Genomic DNA, 17,482 nt, shown 5'->3' on the forward strand with positions numbered 1-17,482 from the left:
CGGCGGGCCCTGTCCGCGCCGAATCACAAGGGCGGTGCCTCGGCCGCCAGTGTCTCGTCGAACAGCGAAAGCAGTTGGCGCGCGAATGTGACCATGTTCCGGGGGCGGTCGGTGTTGCCGTTCTCGATGGTGCGGCTCACCGTGACCGCGCCCATGACGGCCACGCACACATGCCCCGGCGCATCGCCGTACGGACTGCCCGAAGGCCCGGCCGCGCCGCTCTCGCAGATGCCCCATGTCGCGCGATGGCTCTCGCGGATGCGGGCTGCGATGAACCGGGCGTAGGGCTCGGTTTCCCCGCGCATGTCGCCGATGTCTTCGCGCGTGAGCCCGAGCAGTGCCTTTCCGGCGCGACGCGAATAGATGACCGCGCCGCCGAGGAAGAAGGCCGATGCGCCGGGAATGGCGAGGAGGGCGGCCGATACGAGGCCACCCGCGGAAGACTCGGCGACCGCCACCGTCTGCCGCCGTTCGCGCAGCGTGGCGCCGACGCGGGCGGCGAGCACGGCGAGCGGCTCCAGTTCGGGCGAAGGTGCGGCGCTCATGGCGTCTTTCGCAGCGTGCCACCCGGCTGCCGCACATACGCCGGCGCGCGCTCGTGGCTCGCCGTGCTGCCGTAGACCGTGTCCGCCGGGTAGTACTCGGCCTGCAGCTGCACCTTGGCGGCGGCTTCCTCGCCGGCCGTGTGGGCGATGAAGGCGAGCATCAGGTCGGTACCGGCCGAGACGCCCGCCGATGTCCACACATCCCCGTCCTGCACGAAGCGCTGCTCGACCACCTTCACGTCGCCGAGCGCGCGCAGGCGATCGAGCGAACCCCAGTGCGTGGTCGCGGTCTTGCCGGAGAGAAGCCCCGCCGCATGCAGCACGAAGGCACCCGTGCACACCGACAGCAGCGCCTTGCACCCCGGCGCCTGCGCGGCCAGGAACTGCACCATCGCGGGGTTGTCGACCTCGCGCCGCGTGCCCATGCCGCCGGGCACGAGCAGGTAGTCCAGCGGCGGGCAGTCGGCAAAGGACACGTGCGGATTGACCGAAAGGCCCTTGGCGCAGACCACGGGTTCGGGCTTCTCGGCGACGATCAGGCAGTGCTGCGGCCCCGCGGCGAGCTTGCTCCACATGGTGAGCATTTCCCAGGGCCCGACGAAATCGAGTTCCTCGACGTCGGGGAATACGATGATTCCGAAATTCATACTTTCGAACTCCTTGAGGGCAATGCGTGAGCAAGAGCGTACAGACCTGAGCATATAGGTTGCACCCGCGCGCTCTCCGTGACAGCTGGTTGCAAGCCTGGCTCAGTGTTTTCCTCAGAGGTCGATGGCGTGAAAATGGCTAGAGTGAAGGCGGCCGTTCAGGCTTTTGCTAAGCACACATCAAGGAAATTTCATGAGCAAGAAAGTTGCATATGTCACCGGGGGCATGGGTGGCATCGGAACAGCCATCTGCCAACGTCTGCACCGAGACGGATTCACCGTGGTCGCCGGTTGCGGCCCTACGCGCGACCATGCCAAGTGGCTGGCCGAACAGAAAGCCGAAGGCTTCGAGTTCCACGCCTCCGTCGGCAACGTCGGCGACTGGCAATCCACCGTCGAGGCCTTCTCCGCCGCCAAGGCAGCGCATGGCGCCATCGACGTGCTGGTCAACAACGCCGGCATCACGCGCGACCGCATGTTCCTGAAGATGACGCCCGAGGACTGGAGCGCGGTCATCGAGACCAACCTGAACAGCATGTTCAACGTCACCAAGCAGGTGGTGGGCGACATGGTGGAAAAGGGCTGGGGCCGCATCATCAACATCAGCTCGGTCAACGGCGCCAAGGGCCAGGCGGGGCAGACCAACTACTCGGCGGCCAAGGCCGGCATGCACGGCTTCACGATGGCGCTGGCGCAGGAGCTGGCCAACAAGGGCGTGACGGTCAACACCGTGAGCCCGGGCTACATCGGCACCGACATGGTCAAGGCCATCCGCCAGGAAGTGCTCGACAAGATCGTGGCCACCATCCCGGTCAAGCGCCTGGGCGAGCCGAGCGAGATCGCCTCGATCATCTCGTGGCTGGCTACCGACGAAGGCGGCTACTCGACGGGGGCCGACTTCTCGGTCAACGGCGGTCTGCACATGCACTGAGCATGCTGACTGCGACCTGATCGAAAAACCCGCTTCGGCGGGTTTTTTCATTGGAAAAATGTGGCTTCTACGAATGGAAAACACCTGATCCCGGCCTACAGTTCCCAACCCTTCCGGAGGCAAGTCATGGAACACACAACAAACACACCCGCCAAGAAGCTACCGCTGTACCGCTCCCTCTACGTGCAGGTGATCACCGCGGTGATCATCGGCGTGCTGCTGGGCTATTTCTATCCCTCGACCGGGGAGGCGATGAAACCGCTGGGCGACGGCTTCATCAAGCTCATCAAGATGATCATCGCGCCGATCATCTTCTGCACGGTGGTGGTCGGCATCGCGGGCATGGAAGACATGAAGAAGGTCGGCAAGACCGGCGGCTTGGCGCTTTTGTACTTCGAGGTCGTGAGCTCCATCGCGCTGGTGGTGGGCCTCGTGCTGGTCAACGTGCTCAAGCCCGGCGCGGGCATGAACATCGACCCGACCACGCTGGACACCAAGGCGATCGCCTCGTACACCGGCCCGGGCAAGATGACCGGCACGGTCGACTTCATCCTCAACATCATTCCCAACACCCTGGTCGACGCCTTCGCCAAGGGCGAGATCCTGCAGGTGCTGCTGATCGCGGTGCTGTTCGGCTTTGCGCTGCACAAGTTCGGCGGCCGCGGCACGCTGGTGTTCGACGTGATCGAGAAGGGCTCGCACGTGCTCTTCGGCATCGTCAACTACATCATGAAGCTCGCGCCCATCGGCGCCTTCGGCGCGATGGCCTTCACCATCGGCAAGTACGGCGTGGGCAGCCTGTTCTCGCTGGGCAAGCTGATGGGCACGTTCTACCTGACCTGCCTCCTGTTCATCTTCGTGGTGCTCGGGCTCATTGCGCGCTTCCACGGGTTCAGCATCTGGAAGTTCATCAAGTACATCAAGGAAGAGCTCTTGATCGTGCTGGGCACGTCTTCCAGCGAATCGGTGCTCCCGCGCATGATGGAAAAGATGGAGAACCTGGGCGCGAACAAGACCTGCGTGGGCCTGGTGATTCCCACCGGCTACTCGTTCAACCTGGACGGCACCTCGATCTACCTCACGATGGCGGCGGTGTTCATCGCGCAGGCCACCAACACGCCGATGACGCTGGTGCAGGAGATCACCTTGCTCGCGGTACTGCTGCTCACCTCCAAGGGCGCGGCGGGCGTCACGGGCAGCGGCTTCATCGTGCTGGCGGCCACGCTCTCGGCGGTGGGCCATGTGCCCGTGGCGGGCCTCGCGCTCATCCTGGGCATCGACCGCTTCATGTCGGAGGCGCGCGCGCTGACCAACCTGATCGGCAACGGCGTGGCGACCATCGTGGTGGCCAAGTGGACCAACGAGCTCGACACCGAGCGGCTGCAGGCGGGCCTCAACAACGAGACCTGGGTGGAGGCGCAGGAGCCTGAAGCGCTGGAAGGCGCCCGCGACAGCAAGATGGTCGGTTGACCACCCGGGCACACCCCACGGCGTGCCCGAGTGCGCAGGGCATCGGGTGCTCCCCGCAGCGAAATAAAGGAGGAGGGCGAAGCCCGGGGGACATTCGCGGAGGGGAGCACCCGATGTCCTGTGCACCCGCCCTGAAGGCCCCCTTCCGAACGCCCCTCCAGAAGGCCGTGTGAAATAAAAGGGCACGCATCGTTCCTGCAAAATGCAGCGATGCCGCACAGCGTTTCCCTCATCAACACCATTGCCGCCGGCCTGGGCCTGGCGCTGGTGTTCGGTTTCCTGGCGGCCAAGCTGCGGTTGCCGGCGCTCGTGGGGTACCTCCTGGCGGGCGTGATCATCGGCCCCTTCACCCCCGGCTTCGTGGCCGATGCAAGCATTGCCGCGCAGCTCGCCGAAATCGGCGTCATGTTGCTGATGTTCGGCGTCGGCCTTCACTTTTCCCTCGACGACCTCCTGGCCGTGCGCAAGATCGCACTGCCCGGCGCACTGGCGCAGATCGCCGTGGCCACGCTGCTCGGCGGCGGCCTGGCGATGTGGTGGGGCTGGAGCCCCGGCGCCGCGCTGGTGTTCGGGCTGGCGCTCTCGGTGGCCAGCACGGTCGTGCTGCTGCGCGCGCTCGAGAGCCTGGGCATCCTCGACTCGTTCACCGGCCGCATCGCCATCGGCTGGCTCGTCGTCGAAGACCTGGCCATGGTGCTCGTGCTGGTGCTGATGCCGCCGCTGGCCGGCGCGCTCGGCGGCACCCCCGACAACGGCGGCGGCCCCGCCGATCCGCTCTGGCAGACCCTCGGTCTCACGCTGCTGCAGGTCGGCGGCTTCGTCGCGCTGATGCTGGTGGTGGGCCGGCGCGTGTTCCCCTGGATCCTCTGGCAGGTCACGCGCACCGGTTCCCGCGAACTCTTCACGCTGTGCGTGGTGGCCGCCGCCGTGAGCATCGCCTTCGCCTCGGCGGCGCTCTTCGGTGTGTCGTTCGCGCTCGGTGCTTTCTTCGCGGGCATGGTCATGCGCGAGTCGCAGTTCAGCCACCGCGCGGCGCAGGAATCGCTGCCGCTGCGCGATGCGTTCGCGGTGTTGTTCTTCGTGTCGGTGGGCATGCTGTTCGATCCCTCGGTGCTCATCGATCGCCCCCTGCAGGTGCTCGCCGTGGTGGGGGTGATCGTGCTGGGCAAGTCGCTCGCGGCCTGCGCGCTGGTGCTGGTGTTCCGCTACCCGCTGGGCACGGCGCTCACCGTGAGCGCGAGCCTGGCGCAGATCGGCGAGTTCTCGTTCATCCTGGCGGGGCTGGGCGTGTCGCTCGGGCTGCTGCCGGTCGAGGGGCAGAGCCTCGTGCTCGCGGGCGCGCTGATTTCCATTGCCACCAATCCGCTGTGGTTCAGTCTCATCGCGCCGATGCAGAAGTGGCTGCATGCCCATTCGTCCTTCGCTCGCGGACTGGAATCGCGCGACGACCCGCTGGCCGAATTGCCGATGACCACCGAGGCGAAGTACCTCTCCAGGCAGGTGGTGCTGGTCGGTTACGGGCGCGTGGGGCGCCGCATCGCCGCCGAGCTGGAGGCGAACGACATTCCCTACGTGGTGGCCGAGCAGAACCGCGAACTGGTCGAGAAGCTGCGCGAGGCCGGCGTCGCGGCCGTGTGGGGCGACGCGGCGGACCCCGCGGTGCTGATCCAGGCACACGTGGCGCGCGCCCGCGTGCTGGTGGTGGCCACGCCCGACACCCTGAACGTGCGCCAGATGATCGAGACCGCCCGCACGCTCAATCCGTCGATCCAGACCGTGATCCGCAGCCACAACGAGCAGGAAGCCAGGCTGCTCACGCAGGAGGCCTCGGTCACCGTGTTCCTCGGCGAGCACGAACTGGCCCAGGCCATGGCGCGCGACGTGGTGCAGCGCGCGGTGTCGATGGCCGTGCCGGCTTGAGCGCCGGCGTCGCTTCAAAGGTCTTCGATCACCAGCGTGCGATAGCGCTGCGCAATGGAATACGGCACGGTACGCACCACTTCCATCAGGCGATTTGCGGCCTCTTCGTTCTTCGTCTTGACCAGCAGGGCCGTGTGGCCTTCGCGCGCGAGCTTGGTGTAGGCGCGTACCGTGGCGCCTTCGGTGCCGGCGGAGGGCAGGGGATTGTCGGCATTCCCCGCCGTGGGCGTGATCTCCGCCAGCACCGTCGCGGCGGGAAGCAGGTAGACCTCGTCGCCGCTCATGCCGCTTTCGATCAGCCGGTGCCCGATGCGGTCGGCGTCCTCGGCGTTCGGGAACATCACCATCGAGTAACCGGTCGGATAGAACGCGCCACCGATATTCGCGCGCATGTTCGATTCCAGGGTGAAGTGCTTCATGGGGCCTCCGGGGTTCTAGTTGAAGTGAGGGGTTTGAAGGTTTCTTACAACAACATTAGTTCTCGCTTCACAAACGCTCTGTAGGAGAAGCCCGGAAGCTGTCAACCGCCCGAGCCGCCAATTCATTCAAAGGAAATCGCCTGTCTCCCGCACATTTCACTCATCCCATGCCTTTGTCCAGAAACATCGCGCTCACCGTCCACGAACTGGAGGTGGGGGAGTTCTATTGGGTGCTGATGGAAGAAGCGGCGGACGGTGACCAACCCGGCAACGAGCGTCACGTCTACGAGCCGCTGGAAGCGGCCCACGAGCCGTATGCCAGCTATTCGAACGCGCTGGTGGCGGGTGTCGCGGTGATGCGGCGGCTGTTCGGCACGGACGGCAAGCCCGTGCACGATGCGCGCCGCAGCGCCCTGTCCACGGGCCGCTCCCTATAATTCCGGCCGTCGGGTTCTGTAAGCTTTTCTTAGCAACACCACCCACACGGTTCGAAGGTGCCCCGCATGCCATTCAGTGGCCTGGGGGTTAAACGGGAAGCAGGTGCGCTGCGTCTTCACGGACGCATCCATTCCTGCGCTGCCCCCGCAACGGTCAGCGGATCTGGAAAACCTCGCGCCAATGCCCTCTCCTGGGCATTGGCAGCCACTGCGCTTCGGCGTGGGAAGGCGAGGATTTCGGCTCCGATGCGCACGCACAGTGCCCATCGAAGCGCTCCGCAAGCCCGGATACCGGCCTTCGCAACCGCCTTCGGACGCTGCGGGAGTGCGGGTCCGGGCATGCCGCTTCGCCCCCGCGCGACCGGCCCGCCCGCTTGCCGCCTCCCTCGATGTCCTCATTCGGTCAGGAGCCTGCGGGGACGCAGGTCGCGAGGGGAAGTCACATGGGTCAAGCATCGCCGGCGCGCGATCGCACGGGCGCGTCGCTGCTGCAATTGCAATGGGCACGCCTTTCGGGTCTTTCATTGGGGTTGAGCCTGGCTTTCGCGCCAGGCGGCGCCTTGGCGCAATCGGGTGAAACAGCGGGCGACAGCCGCAGCAACAGCGGTCTCGCGCCGGTGCAGGTCGATGCCGGCCGCCGCACGCCGCTGGCCATCGACGAGCCCTCGCACACCGGCAGCCGCCTGGGCCTCACGCCGCTGGAGACCCCCGCGAGCATCGAGGTGCTGACGGGCGACACCATCCGCGCGCGCGGCGATGTCTCGGTGATCGACGCCGTGACCCGCGCCACCGGCATCACCGGCTCGCCCGGCCCGGGCAATGGCGGCACCGCGCTGGCGGCGCGCGGCTTCACCGGCCACGGCTCGGTGATGCAGCTGTTCGACGGCACGCGCCTCTATGCGGGTGCGGGCACCGTCACCTTTCCGTTCGACACCTGGTCGGTCGACCGCATCGAGGTGCTGCGCGGCGCCGCATCGGTGATGTTCGGCGAAGGCGCCATCGGCGGCGCGGTCAACGTGGTGCCCAAGAAGCCCGTGCGCGGCCCGATCCAGAACGAGGCGCTCGTCACCGCCGGCTCCGACGCCACGCGCCAGGTCGCCTTCGGCAGCGGCGGCGCGATCAACGACATGCTCTCCTACCGCTTCGACATCAGCCATCGCAAGACCGACGGCTTCATGGTGCGCGGCGATGCCGAGAGCCTGGCGGTCGGCGGCGCGGTGCGGCTCGATGTGTCGCCGCAGCTGCAGTTCACGCTCTCGCACGACGAAGGCCGCCAGTCGCCGCAGCGCTACTACGGCGTGCCGCTCATCAACGGCCGCGTGAGCAGCCTCACCCGCGAGCAGAACTACAACCCCGACGACGCCGAGATCAAGTACCGCGACCGCTGGACCCGCTTCGACGCGCAGTGGACGCCCAACGATGCCGTCACCGTGCGCAACCAGCTCTACCGCCTGGACAGCAAGCGCCACTGGCGCAACAGCGAGACCTACACCTACAACGCCACCACGCGCCGCGTGACGCGCGGCGACTACCTGGAAATCGGCCACGACCAGGAGCAGATCGGCAACCGCACCGACGCCACCTTCAGGCACTCGCTGTTCGGCATGAAAAACCAGGTGCTCGTGGGCTTCGATGCGAACCGCATCGACTTCCTGCACACCAACGACTCGCCCTACGGCGGCCGTTCCGTGGTCGACCCCTTCGTCTTCAACCCCGGCGTCTACACCTCGCCCGTGGCCTATACGCCGCGCTACAAGACCAAGACCAGCACCTATGCCTTCTTCGCCGAAGACAAGCTGGCCTTCAACGAGCAGTGGTCCGTGGTCGGCAGCCTGCGCTGGGACCACGCGAAGATCGCGCGCACCGACCTGCAGAACGCGGCCAACAACTTCCAGAAGACCTTCGTCTACGGCACGGGCCGCCTGGGCGTGGTGTACGCGCCCGATGCCGCGCAGTCGTTCTATGCGCAGGTGGCGCGGGCGGCCGATCCGCTGGGCTCGCTGGTCACCACCTCGGCCTCGCAGGCGAGCTTCGACCTCAGTACCGGCAAGCAGGTCGAGATCGGCTACAAGCGCCAGCTGGCCGACGGCCGCGGCGCATGGACCGTCGCGGCCTACCGCATCGAGAAGAACAAGCTGCTCTCGCGCGACGCCAACGACCCGACCGTCACGCAGCAGATCGGCAAGCAGTCGTCCGAAGGCATCGAGGCCACGCTGGACCTGGCGCTGACCTCCACGCTCAGGCTCGAAGCCAATGTCGCCAAGCTGCGCGCGCGCTACGACGATTTCAACGAGGTCGTCGGCGGCCGCCTGGTCTCTCGCACCGGCAACACGCCGTTCGGCGTGCCCGAAGAGGCGGCCAACCTCTGGCTCAACTGGCGCTTCCTGCCGCAGTGGGAGGCCGAGTTCGGCGTGCGCCATGTCGGCCCGCGCCAGGTCGATGCGGCCAACTCGCGCAAGATCGGCTCCTACACCGTGGCCGACGCGGGCGTGAGCTGGCAGGCCAACCCGTCGCTCAAGCTCGCGTTCAGGGCCTACAACCTGGCCAACCGCACCTACCCGGTGTCGTTCTCCAACAGCGGCAACCAGTGGCTGCTGGGCCGGCCGCGCTCCTTCGAGCTGTCGGCGCTGGTGAACTTCTGACCGGCACCGTTGCATGACCACCGCATGGCGCCGCGCCTGGCCCCGCATCCGCCACTGGCTCTACTGGACACACCGGTGGCTGGGCATCGGCGGCTGCCTCCTGTTCGTCATGTGGTTCGCCTCGGGCGTGGTGATGATGTACGTGGGGTATCCCAACCTCACGGACGAAGAGCGGCTGGCGGGCCTTCGCCCGGTGCGTTTCGAGCAGGCGCTGGTCGCGCCATCGGCGGCGTTCGATGCGTTGCCCGAGGCGCTGCGTGCGAAGCCGCCGCGGCGCATGGCGCTGGAGACGCAGGGCGGCACCGACCCGCTGCCCGTGTGGCGCATCGTCGATTCGCGCGGCGGCCGGCATGCCGTGTCCGCGCGCGACGGCCATGTGCTCGGGCCGGTCGATGCGGCGCAGGCCGAAGCCATCGCGCGCGACTTCTCGGGCCAGCCCGGCGCGCGCTGGGCCCAGACGCTGGAGCGCGACCAGTGGACCGTGCCGCAAGGCCTGGACCCGCTGCGCCCGCTGCACCGCATCGAGATCGGCGACGCGGCGGGCACAGAGCTCTACGTGTCGTCCCGCACCGGCGAGGTGGTGCGCGACACCCACCGCGCCGAGCGCTTGTGGAACTGGCTGGGCTCCGTACCGCACTGGATCTACTTCACGCCGCTGCGCGCCGACCCGCCGCTGTGGCACGACGTGGTGGTGTGGCTCTCGGCGGCCTGCATCGTCTCGGCCGTGACGGGCATCGTCATCGGCATCCTGCGCATCCGGCTGCGCCGGCGCTTTCGCAACGGCGCGGTCACGCCCTACACCGGGTGGATGGCCTGGCACCACATCGCCGGCCTCGTCGGCGGCTTCTTCGTGCTGACCTGGATCGTGAGCGGCTGGCTCTCGATGAACCCGAACAAGTGGTTCGAGCGCAACCGGGGCGACGCGGCCGCGATGGCGAGCTACACCGGTGCCGGTGCAACGCCGTTCCCGTGGCCGCCGGCTCGCCTGCCGGCCGGCGAGGGCGCTGCCGCGCCGCGCGAGGCGCTGCCGATGTGGTTCGACGGCAGGCCGCTGCTGCAATTGCGCGATGCAGAGGCGCGCGTGCGCGTGGTCGATGCCGCCACCGGCGCACCCGCCTCGATCGGCCGCGAAGACATCGTGCGCGCCGCCGCGCGCCTGCGCCCCGGCGCCGGCGTGACGCAGGCCACGCTGCAGGCGCGCGAAGACTTCCACTGGTACGGCCACCATCGCGAACGCACCGTGCCCATCTGGCGCCTCGAATTCGACGACGCTGTTCGCAGCTGGATCTACATCGACCCGTCCAGCGGGCAGGTCGCCGGCAGCAACGACAGCAATTCGCGCCTGCGCCGCTGGCTCTTCAACGCCGCGCACAGCCTGGACTTTCCGTGGCTCATCCAGTACCGCCCCGCCTGGGACATCGTGGTGTGGCTGCTGTCGATCGTCGGCACGGTCGCCTCGGCCAGCGGCGTGGTGATCGGCTGGCGCCGGCTGCGGCGCAAACCCAGGGCGTCGGCCGTGGCGGGAACGCCGCGCGCGCTCCAGCGTTCATGACGGCGCTTGCGTGATCCATCCCATCCACCAACAATCAACTTTCGCACTGCGGTGCACTACAGGAGGTGCTCGATGCACATCGAACCAGGTCTAGTCGACGGATCCAAGATATTCCTCAGCTACGCGACGGCCACCGCCGCGCTGGCCTACACAGGCAAGGTGGCCTTCGATACCGCCGTGAAAGACGGCCTTGCCGCCCTGGCCCTGCGCTCGGCCATTGCCGTGGCGCTGGTGTTCTGCTTCTTCGAGGTGCTGCCGCACCACCCCGTGGGCGTCTCGGAGGTGCACCTGATCCTGGGCACGACGCTCCTGCTGGTGTTCGGGCTCGCGCCCGCAGCCTTCGGCCTGGCGGGCGGGCTGCTCATCCAGAGCCTGTTCTTCGAGCCGCAGGACCTGCCGCAGTTCGGCATGAACGTCACCACCTTGCTGGTGCCCCTGTTCGCGACGGCGGCGCTCGCGCGGCGGATCATTCCCGAGAACGTGGCCTACGTGGACCTGAGCTACCAGCAGGCCTTCAAGCTGTCGGTGGCCTACCAGGGCGGCATCGTGGTCTGGGTCGGTTTCTGGGCGCTCTACGGGCGCGGCACGGGCCTGGAGAACCTGGGCCAGATCGCCAGCTTCGGCGCGGCCTACATGACCATCGTGCTGGTCGAGCCACTGGTTGACCTGGGCGTGCTGGCCGCCGCCAAGGGCTGGCGCCGTCTGCAAGGCACGGTGTTCGTCGAGCGCCGCTTGTACGGCGGCGTCTGATCCCGGCTTGTCGCGGCGCCCTCGAGCGGGCCTCGGGGCGCTGCCGCGTGCCTGTCTTTTCAGCATCCCATTCCCGCGCCATCGCGCCTGAAAGTATTTCTCCATGACCCCCAGCAACGCCAAGATCCCCGTCACCATCGTCACCGGCTTCCTGGGCAGCGGCAAGACCACGCTGCTGCGCCACATCCTGGGCAACGCCGAGGGCCGCCGCATCGCGGTGATCGTCAACGAGTTCGGCGAGCTCGGCATCGACGGCGAAATCCTCCGCGGCTGCGGCATCGGTTGCGACGAAGAAGGCAACGAGCGCGAAGGCGCGCTCTACGAATTGGCCAATGGCTGCGTCTGCTGCACCGTGCAGGAAGAGTTCCTGCCCGTGATGCTGCAGCTGGCCGAGCGCCGCGGCGACATCGACGCGGTGATCATCGAGACCTCGGGCCTCGCGCTCCCCAAGCCGCTGGTGCAGGCCTTCCAGTGGCCGGGCATCGCGAACATCTTCACCGTCGATTCGGTGGTGACCGTGGTCGATGGCCCGGCCGCCGCCTCGGGCCAGTTCGCCGAGAACCCCGAAGCCGTCGACCAGGCGCGCCGCGCCGACCCCAACCTGGACCACGAATCGCCGCTGCACGAACTCTTCGAAGACCAGCTCTCGGCCGCCGACCTCGTGGTGCTCAACAAGACCGACCTGATGGACGAGGGCACGCGCGTGCAGGTCGAGGCGCTGGTGCGCGAGGAGCTGCCGCCCGAAGTGAAGATCGTCGCCGCCACCGAAGGCCGGCTGCCGCTCGCGCTGCTGCTGGGCCAGGGTCGCGCGGCCGAGACCACGATCCACCTGCGCGAGAGCCACCACGACCACGAGGAAGACCACGACCACGACGAGTTCGACTCGCTCGTGATCGATCTGCCGCCGGTGGACCGCGAGGGCCTCCTGGCCGCGCTCGCCGCGCTGGTCGAGCAGCACACCATCTACCGCGTGAAGGGCTTCGTCGCGATCCCGGGCAAGCCGATGCGTTTGCTGGTGCAGGGCGTGGGCCGCCGCTTCGACCATCACTTCGACCGCCGCTGGCGCGACGACGAAGCGCAGCGCACGCGCCTCGTGTTCATCGGCGAAGACCTGGACGAAGCGGCGCTGCGCAAGGCGCTCGAAGGCGTGGCCGCCGTGCCCGCCTGAACAACGCATGCACCTGCTGAGCACCCAGCCCGGACGCTTCGTCGAAGACGACAGCGTCGTCACCCGGCTCGACCAGACGCCGGGCGACATCGTGGTGCTCAGTTCGTCCGACACCACGCTCGCGCTGCTCGCCGCAGCGCGCACGGCGCTCGCGGCCACCGACCCCGGCTACCCGTCGCTGCGGCTGGCCAACCTCATGCACCTGCGCCAGCCGGCCTCGCTCGACCTGTATGTGGACGAGGTGCTGCAGCATGCGCGCGTCGTGGTGGTCGATCACCTGGGTGCCGAATCGGCCTGGGCCTATGGACTGCAGCAGCTGGAGAAACTGGCGAAGCGCAAGGGCCAGCAACTCGCGATGTTCTCAGGCGACCTGCAGGAAGACGAAGACCTGCTCGCGCGCAGCACCGCACCGCGCGCCGTGAGCCGCCAGCTCTGGCAGTACATGCGCGCGGGCGGCGCGGGCAATGCGATGCAGTTCCTGCGCGCGGTGGCTTTCCATGGCCTCGGGCACGGCGAGGCGCCGCTGCCGCCGCGCAGCCTGCCGCAGGTCGCGCTGCATGTGCCGCGCGGCATCGATGCGGCACATACCGTCGCCGGCATCGACGACCTGCGCGCCGGTTGGCATGCGGATGCACCGGTGGTGGCGCTGCTGTTCTACCGCTCGCACCTGCTGTCGGGCAACACGGCGGCTTTCGATGCGCTCGCGGCCGCGCTGCATGCCGAAGGACTGAACCCGCTGCCGGTCGCGCTCGATTCGCTGAAAGACCCGCTCTGCATGTCCGCATTCCGCGGCCTGTGCAGCGAACATGACGTGCAGTTGGTGCTCAACACCACCGCTTTCGCCGCGCTGGGGCAGGGCGCGCAGGATCACGCGGGCGAGGCTCTCGCGCTGGCCGGCGACGCACCCGTGCTGCAAGTGATCGTGAGCGGCGGCAACCGCGAAGACTGGCTGGCCGACAGCCAGGGCCTGCGTCCGCGCGACATCGCGATGCAGATCGCCTTGCCCGAGATGGACGGCCGCATCATCACGCGCGCCGTGAGCTTCAAGGGCCTGTCGCACCGCTGCGAACTGACGCAGACCGAGGTGGTGAGCTACCAGCCCGAGCCGGACCGCATCGCCTTCGTGGCCGAACTGGCGCGGCGCTGGTGCCGCCTCCGCAGCCTGGAGGCGGCGGACAAGCGCATCGCGCTGATCCTGGCGAACTACCCTGGCAGCGAAGGGCGCATCGGCAGCGGGGTGGGGCTCGACACGCCGGCTTCGGTGATTGCGATCCTTCGTGCGATGCAGGCCGAGGGCTACGTGCTCGGCGATGCGATCCCGGCCGATGGCGATGCGCTGATGCGGACGTTGCAGGAGGGCATCGCGAACGATCCCGCGCAATGGTCCGCGCGGCCCGCATGGCAGAGCTACGCGCTCGCCGACTACCGCGCGCGGCTCGCGGCCCTGCCCGAAGGCATGGCCGAAGCCATCGACGCGCGCTGGGGCACGCCCGAGCAGGATCCGATGCTGCGACAGGACCGCTTCATGATCGCCGGCCTGCGATTGGGGCGCTTGTTCGTCGGCATCCAGCCCGCGCGCGCACTCGGCACGCTCGGCGCGGCCGACTATGCGAGCTACCACGACGCCGAGCTCGTGCCGCCGCACAGCTACCTCGCGTTCTATTTCTGGCTGCGCGACGTGTTCGCGATCGATGCGGTCGTGCATGTCGGCAAGCACGGCAACCTCGAATGGTTGCCGGGCAAGAGCATCGCGCTCTCGCAGACCTGCTGGCCCGACGCGATCCTCGGGCCGCTGCCGAACGTCTACCCCTTCATCGTCAACGACCCGGGCGAGGGCGCGCAGGCCAAGCGGCGCACGCAGGCGGTGATCGTCGATCACCTGATGCCGCCGCTCACGCGCGCCGAGAACCACGGGCCGCTGCAGGACCTGGAGCGCCAGGTCGACGAGTACTACGACGCGCTGCTGGTCGATGCGCGGCGCGCGAAGGTGCTGCGCGCGCAGATCCTCGCGGCGGTGCGCGCGCAGCACCTGGTCGAGGAACTGGACATGCCGGGCGCGCAAGACGATGCGGTGCTCGCGCGCGTCGATGCGTACCTGTGCGAGCTCAAGGAAACGCAGATCCGCGACGGGCTGCATGTGTTCGGCGCGTCGCCGCAGGCGCGGCTGCGGCGCGACACGCTGCTCGCGCTCGCGCGGTACCCGTCCGCGGACGGCACGGGTGCGAACGCCGGACTGCTGGGCGCACTGGCGCAGGACCTGCTGCCCGGCGAAGCCTTCGACCCGCTGGACATCGACGCGGCCAGGGCGTGGCAGGGCGCGCGGCCCGCGCTGCTGCAATCGGTGAGCGCCGATGCGTGGCGGCATCATGGCGACACGCGCGAGCGGCTGGAGTTGCTGGCGCAGCAGTTGCTGGAAGCGAGCGCCTGCCCGCCCGACATGCCGCACACCGCCGCCGTGATGGGCCGCATCGAGCGAGACCTCGCCCCCGCACTGGACGCGTGTGGCGCGCAGGAGCTGCATCAGCTTTCACGTGCGCTGCAGGGGCGCTTCGTGCCTCCGGGCCCGAGCGGTTCGCCCTCGCGCGGCCGGCCCGACGTGCTGCCGACCGGCCGCAATTTCTACGCGGTCGATACGCGCGCCATCCCCACGCCCACCGCCTGGATGCTGGGCCTCAAGTCGGCCGCGCAGCTGGTGGAGCGGCACATGCAGGAACACGGCGACTACCCCGTGGCGATGGGCCTGTCGGTCTGGGGCACGGCCACGATGCGCACCGGCGGCGACGATCTCGCGCAGGCCTTCGCGCTCATCGGCGTGCGCCCCAAATGGGCGCCGGGCAGCCAGCGCGTGGTCGATTTCGAGGTGCTGCCCACGGTGGGGCTCGGGCGTCCGCGCATCGACGTGACGCTGCGCATCTCGGGCTTCTTTCGCGATGCCTTCCCCAATGCCGTGCAGATGTTCGATGCCGCGGTGCAGGCCGTCGCGTCGCAGGAGGACGAAGACGCCGAGCGCAACCCGATCCGTGCGCGAATTCTTCGCGAGGCGGCCGCGCTCGAGGGCGAAGGCCTGAGCCCCGGGGCCGCTCGCACGCAAGCCGGCTGGCGCGTGTTCGGCTCCGCGCCGGGCAGCTACGGCGCCGGCCTGCAGTCACTGTTCGACCACGGCAATTGGCAGACCGACGACGACCTCTCCAGCGCCTACGTCGGCGGCAGCGCGCATGCCTACGGCCAGGGCAGCGACGGCGTGCCGGCGGCCGGCGCGCTGGTGCGGCGGCTCGCCGCAATGAACGTCGTCCTGCAGAACCAGGACAGCCGCGAGCACGACCTGCTCGACTCCAACGACTACTACCAGTTCCAGGGCGGCATGGCCGCCGCCGTGCGCCACCTGAGCGGCCAGCAGCCCGCGATGTACCACGGCGACCACGGCAACCCGCAGGCGCCGCGCGTGCGCACGCTCAAGGAAGAGATCAGCCGCGTGATCCGCGCGCGCGTGGTCAACCCCAAGTGGATCGACGGCGTGAAGCGCCACGGCTACAAGGGCGCCTTCGAGATGGCCGCGACGGTGGACTACCTCTTCGGCTTCGACGCCACCGCGCGCGTGGTCGGCGACCACCAGTACGCGATGGTGGCCGACGCCTACGTGCTGGACGCCGGCACCCGCGACTTCGTCAACGCGCACAATCCGCGCGCGCTGCACGACATGCTCAGCCGCCTGCTCGAAGCCATGCAGCGCGGGCTGTGGCAATCGCCCGGCGTCTACCAGGCCCAACTCGAAAACCTGCTGCTCGACCACGAGCAGCAGATGGAAGGATCTCCCCGATGACCACTGCCGCCCCGATGCCGGTGCCTTTTCCCTTTGCCGCGATCGCGGGCCAGCCGCAGCTGCGCCAGGCGCTGCTGCTGGCCGCGGTCGATCCGGGCCTGGGCGGCGTGCTGATCGAAGGCCCGCGCGGCACGGCCAAGACCACGGCGGCGCGTGCGTTGGCCGAACTGCTGCCGGGCGCGCCTTTCGTCACGCTGCCGTTGGGCGCGAGCCTCGAGAGCCTCGTGGGCACGCTCGATCTCGGGCAGGCGCTCGCGGGCCATGCGCTGAAGTTCGCGCCCGGCCTGCTGGCACGTGCGCACGGCGGCGTGCTCTACGTGGACGAGATCAACCTGCTGCCCGATGCGCTGATCGATTCGCTGCTCGATGCGGCGGCGAGCGGCGTCAACGTGGTGGAGCGCGATGGCATCTCGCACCGGCATGCGGCGCGCTTCGTGCTGGTCGGCACGATGAACCCGGAGGAGGGCACGCTGCGCCCGCAACTGCTCGACCGCTTCGGCCTGTGCGTGCAGCTGCGCAACATCGAGGATGCGGCCGAGCGGCAGGCCATCGTGCGTGCGCGGCTGGCTTTCGACGCCGATCCGCAGGGCTTTCGCGCGAAGCACGCACAGGCCGATGCCGTGCTTGCGGCGGCGCTCGTCAAGGCCCGTGCCGTCGTGGCGGACGCGACTGCGTTGCCCTATGGCGATGAAGTGCATGAAGCGGCGGGCACGCTGTGCATCGCGGCGCAGGTCGACGGGCTGCGCGCCGATCTCGTGATGCTGCGCTCCGCGCGCGCGCTCGCGGCCTGGGACGGCGCGGCGGCCATCACCCCCGGCCACGTGCAGCGCGTGGCGGATGCCGTGCTGCTGCATCGGCGCAAACCGGAACTCGAAGGCGCTGCGCCTGCAGCCCAGGCCCTTCAGCGCCCGACGGATGCGAATGGCGCAAGCCAGGGCAATGCCGGCGACCAGGACTGGGGCGCGCTGCCGCCCGAGCCCGTCGGCATCGAGCGCGTGAAGCCGCTGCGCCCGCTGATCCCTTCGCAATCCGCCCGGCAGGCCGCCCCAAAAAAAGCCTGAGCCTCCGGGACGCCGCACCCGCTGGCGCACGCCAGGGCGACTGGAGGCAGGGCCGACAAAGGGACGCATGGCACGGCTCGGCATCGCCGGGCGCCGCGCTCGACTGGCCGCGCACCTTCG

The 17,482-nt window shown here is 68.7% G+C and carries 13 protein-coding genes and 1 riboswitch; of the genes, 10 read left to right on the forward strand and 3 right to left on the reverse strand.

Annotation, left to right across the window (positions count from 1 at the left end):
- Positions 1-23: 23 nt before the first annotated feature.
- Both BM133_RS02830 and BM133_RS02835 read right to left on the reverse strand, forming a co-directional pair.
- On the reverse strand, positions 24-545 hold the full coding sequence (locus BM133_RS02830) for a CinA family protein (protein WP_093431496.1): 522 nt from the start codon (positions 543-545) through the stop codon (positions 24-26).
- Positions 542-1,192, reverse strand: coding sequence for a DJ-1/PfpI family protein (locus BM133_RS02835; protein WP_093431497.1), 651 nt, complete (start codon positions 1,190-1,192; stop codon positions 542-544). The genes BM133_RS02830 and BM133_RS02835 overlap by 4 nt, the downstream gene beginning before the upstream one ends.
- A 193-nt stretch (positions 1,193-1,385) precedes the next feature.
- Between BM133_RS02835 and phbB the strand changes: the two genes are divergently transcribed.
- From phbB to ybaL, 3 genes are all read left to right on the forward strand, one after another.
- Entirely contained in the window at positions 1,386-2,123 is a 738-nt protein-coding gene (phbB, locus tag BM133_RS02840) for an acetoacetyl-CoA reductase (protein ID WP_093431499.1), read from the forward strand.
- A gap of 126 nt (positions 2,124-2,249) precedes the next feature.
- Positions 2,250-3,593 (forward strand): dicarboxylate/amino acid:cation symporter, encoded by a 1,344-nt coding sequence (locus tag BM133_RS02845; protein WP_093431500.1) that lies wholly within the window; start codon positions 2,250-2,252, stop codon positions 3,591-3,593.
- 210 nt (positions 3,594-3,803) lie between these two features.
- Positions 3,804-5,513, forward strand: coding sequence for a cation:proton antiporter domain-containing protein (ybaL, locus tag BM133_RS02850; protein WP_093431502.1), 1,710 nt, complete (start codon positions 3,804-3,806; stop codon positions 5,511-5,513).
- A 14-nt stretch (positions 5,514-5,527) separates the two neighbouring features.
- On the opposite strand, the gene BM133_RS02855 is transcribed toward ybaL, so the two are convergent.
- The gene (locus BM133_RS02855) at positions 5,528-5,932 is read right to left on the reverse strand and encodes a hypothetical protein (RefSeq protein ID WP_093431504.1); all 405 of its coding nucleotides are present in this window, start codon (positions 5,930-5,932) and stop codon (positions 5,528-5,530) included.
- A gap of 167 nt (positions 5,933-6,099) precedes the next feature.
- Between BM133_RS02855 and BM133_RS02860 the strand changes: the two genes are divergently transcribed.
- The 7 genes from BM133_RS02860 to BM133_RS02890 all read left to right on the forward strand — a co-directional run bounded on the left by BM133_RS02860 (position 6,100) and on the right by BM133_RS02890 (position 17,362).
- Complete coding sequence (locus BM133_RS02860; protein WP_093431505.1) at positions 6,100-6,369, forward strand: hypothetical protein; 270 nt, start codon at positions 6,100-6,102, stop codon at positions 6,367-6,369.
- A 38-nt stretch (positions 6,370-6,407) separates the two neighbouring features.
- Positions 6,408-6,684: riboswitch (cobalamin riboswitch) on the forward strand.
- A gap of 128 nt (positions 6,685-6,812) precedes the next feature.
- Positions 6,813-9,011, forward strand: coding sequence for a TonB-dependent receptor (locus BM133_RS02865; RefSeq protein WP_093431507.1), 2,199 nt, complete (start codon positions 6,813-6,815; stop codon positions 9,009-9,011).
- 13 nt (positions 9,012-9,024) lie between these two features.
- A complete protein-coding gene (locus BM133_RS02870) occupies positions 9,025-10,563 on the forward strand; it encodes a PepSY domain-containing protein (protein ID WP_093431508.1) in 1,539 nt (512 codons plus the stop codon).
- Positions 10,564-10,635: 72 nt separating this feature from the next.
- The gene (locus tag BM133_RS02875; protein ID WP_093431510.1) at positions 10,636-11,313 is read left to right on the forward strand and encodes an energy-coupling factor ABC transporter permease; all 678 of its coding nucleotides are present in this window, start codon (positions 10,636-10,638) and stop codon (positions 11,311-11,313) included.
- A 103-nt stretch (positions 11,314-11,416) separates the two neighbouring features.
- Positions 11,417-12,481 carry a cobalamin biosynthesis protein CobW gene (cobW, locus tag BM133_RS02880; RefSeq protein ID WP_093431511.1) on the forward strand — a complete coding sequence of 355 codons (1,065 nt, stop codon included), beginning with the start codon at positions 11,417-11,419 and terminating at the stop codon, positions 12,479-12,481.
- A gap of 7 nt (positions 12,482-12,488) precedes the next feature.
- A complete protein-coding gene (gene cobN / locus BM133_RS02885; RefSeq protein ID WP_093431513.1) occupies positions 12,489-16,301 on the forward strand; it encodes a cobaltochelatase subunit CobN in 3,813 nt (1,270 codons plus the stop codon).
- Positions 16,298-17,362, forward strand: coding sequence for a magnesium chelatase ATPase subunit I (locus BM133_RS02890; RefSeq protein WP_093431514.1), 1,065 nt, complete (start codon positions 16,298-16,300; stop codon positions 17,360-17,362). Before cobN ends, BM133_RS02890 begins: the two co-directional genes overlap by 4 nt.
- Positions 17,363-17,482: the final 120 nt, after the last annotated feature.

It is taken from the genome of Variovorax sp. 770b2, assembly GCF_900115685.1.
Lineage (GTDB): Bacteria > Pseudomonadota > Gammaproteobacteria > Burkholderiales > Burkholderiaceae_C > Variovorax.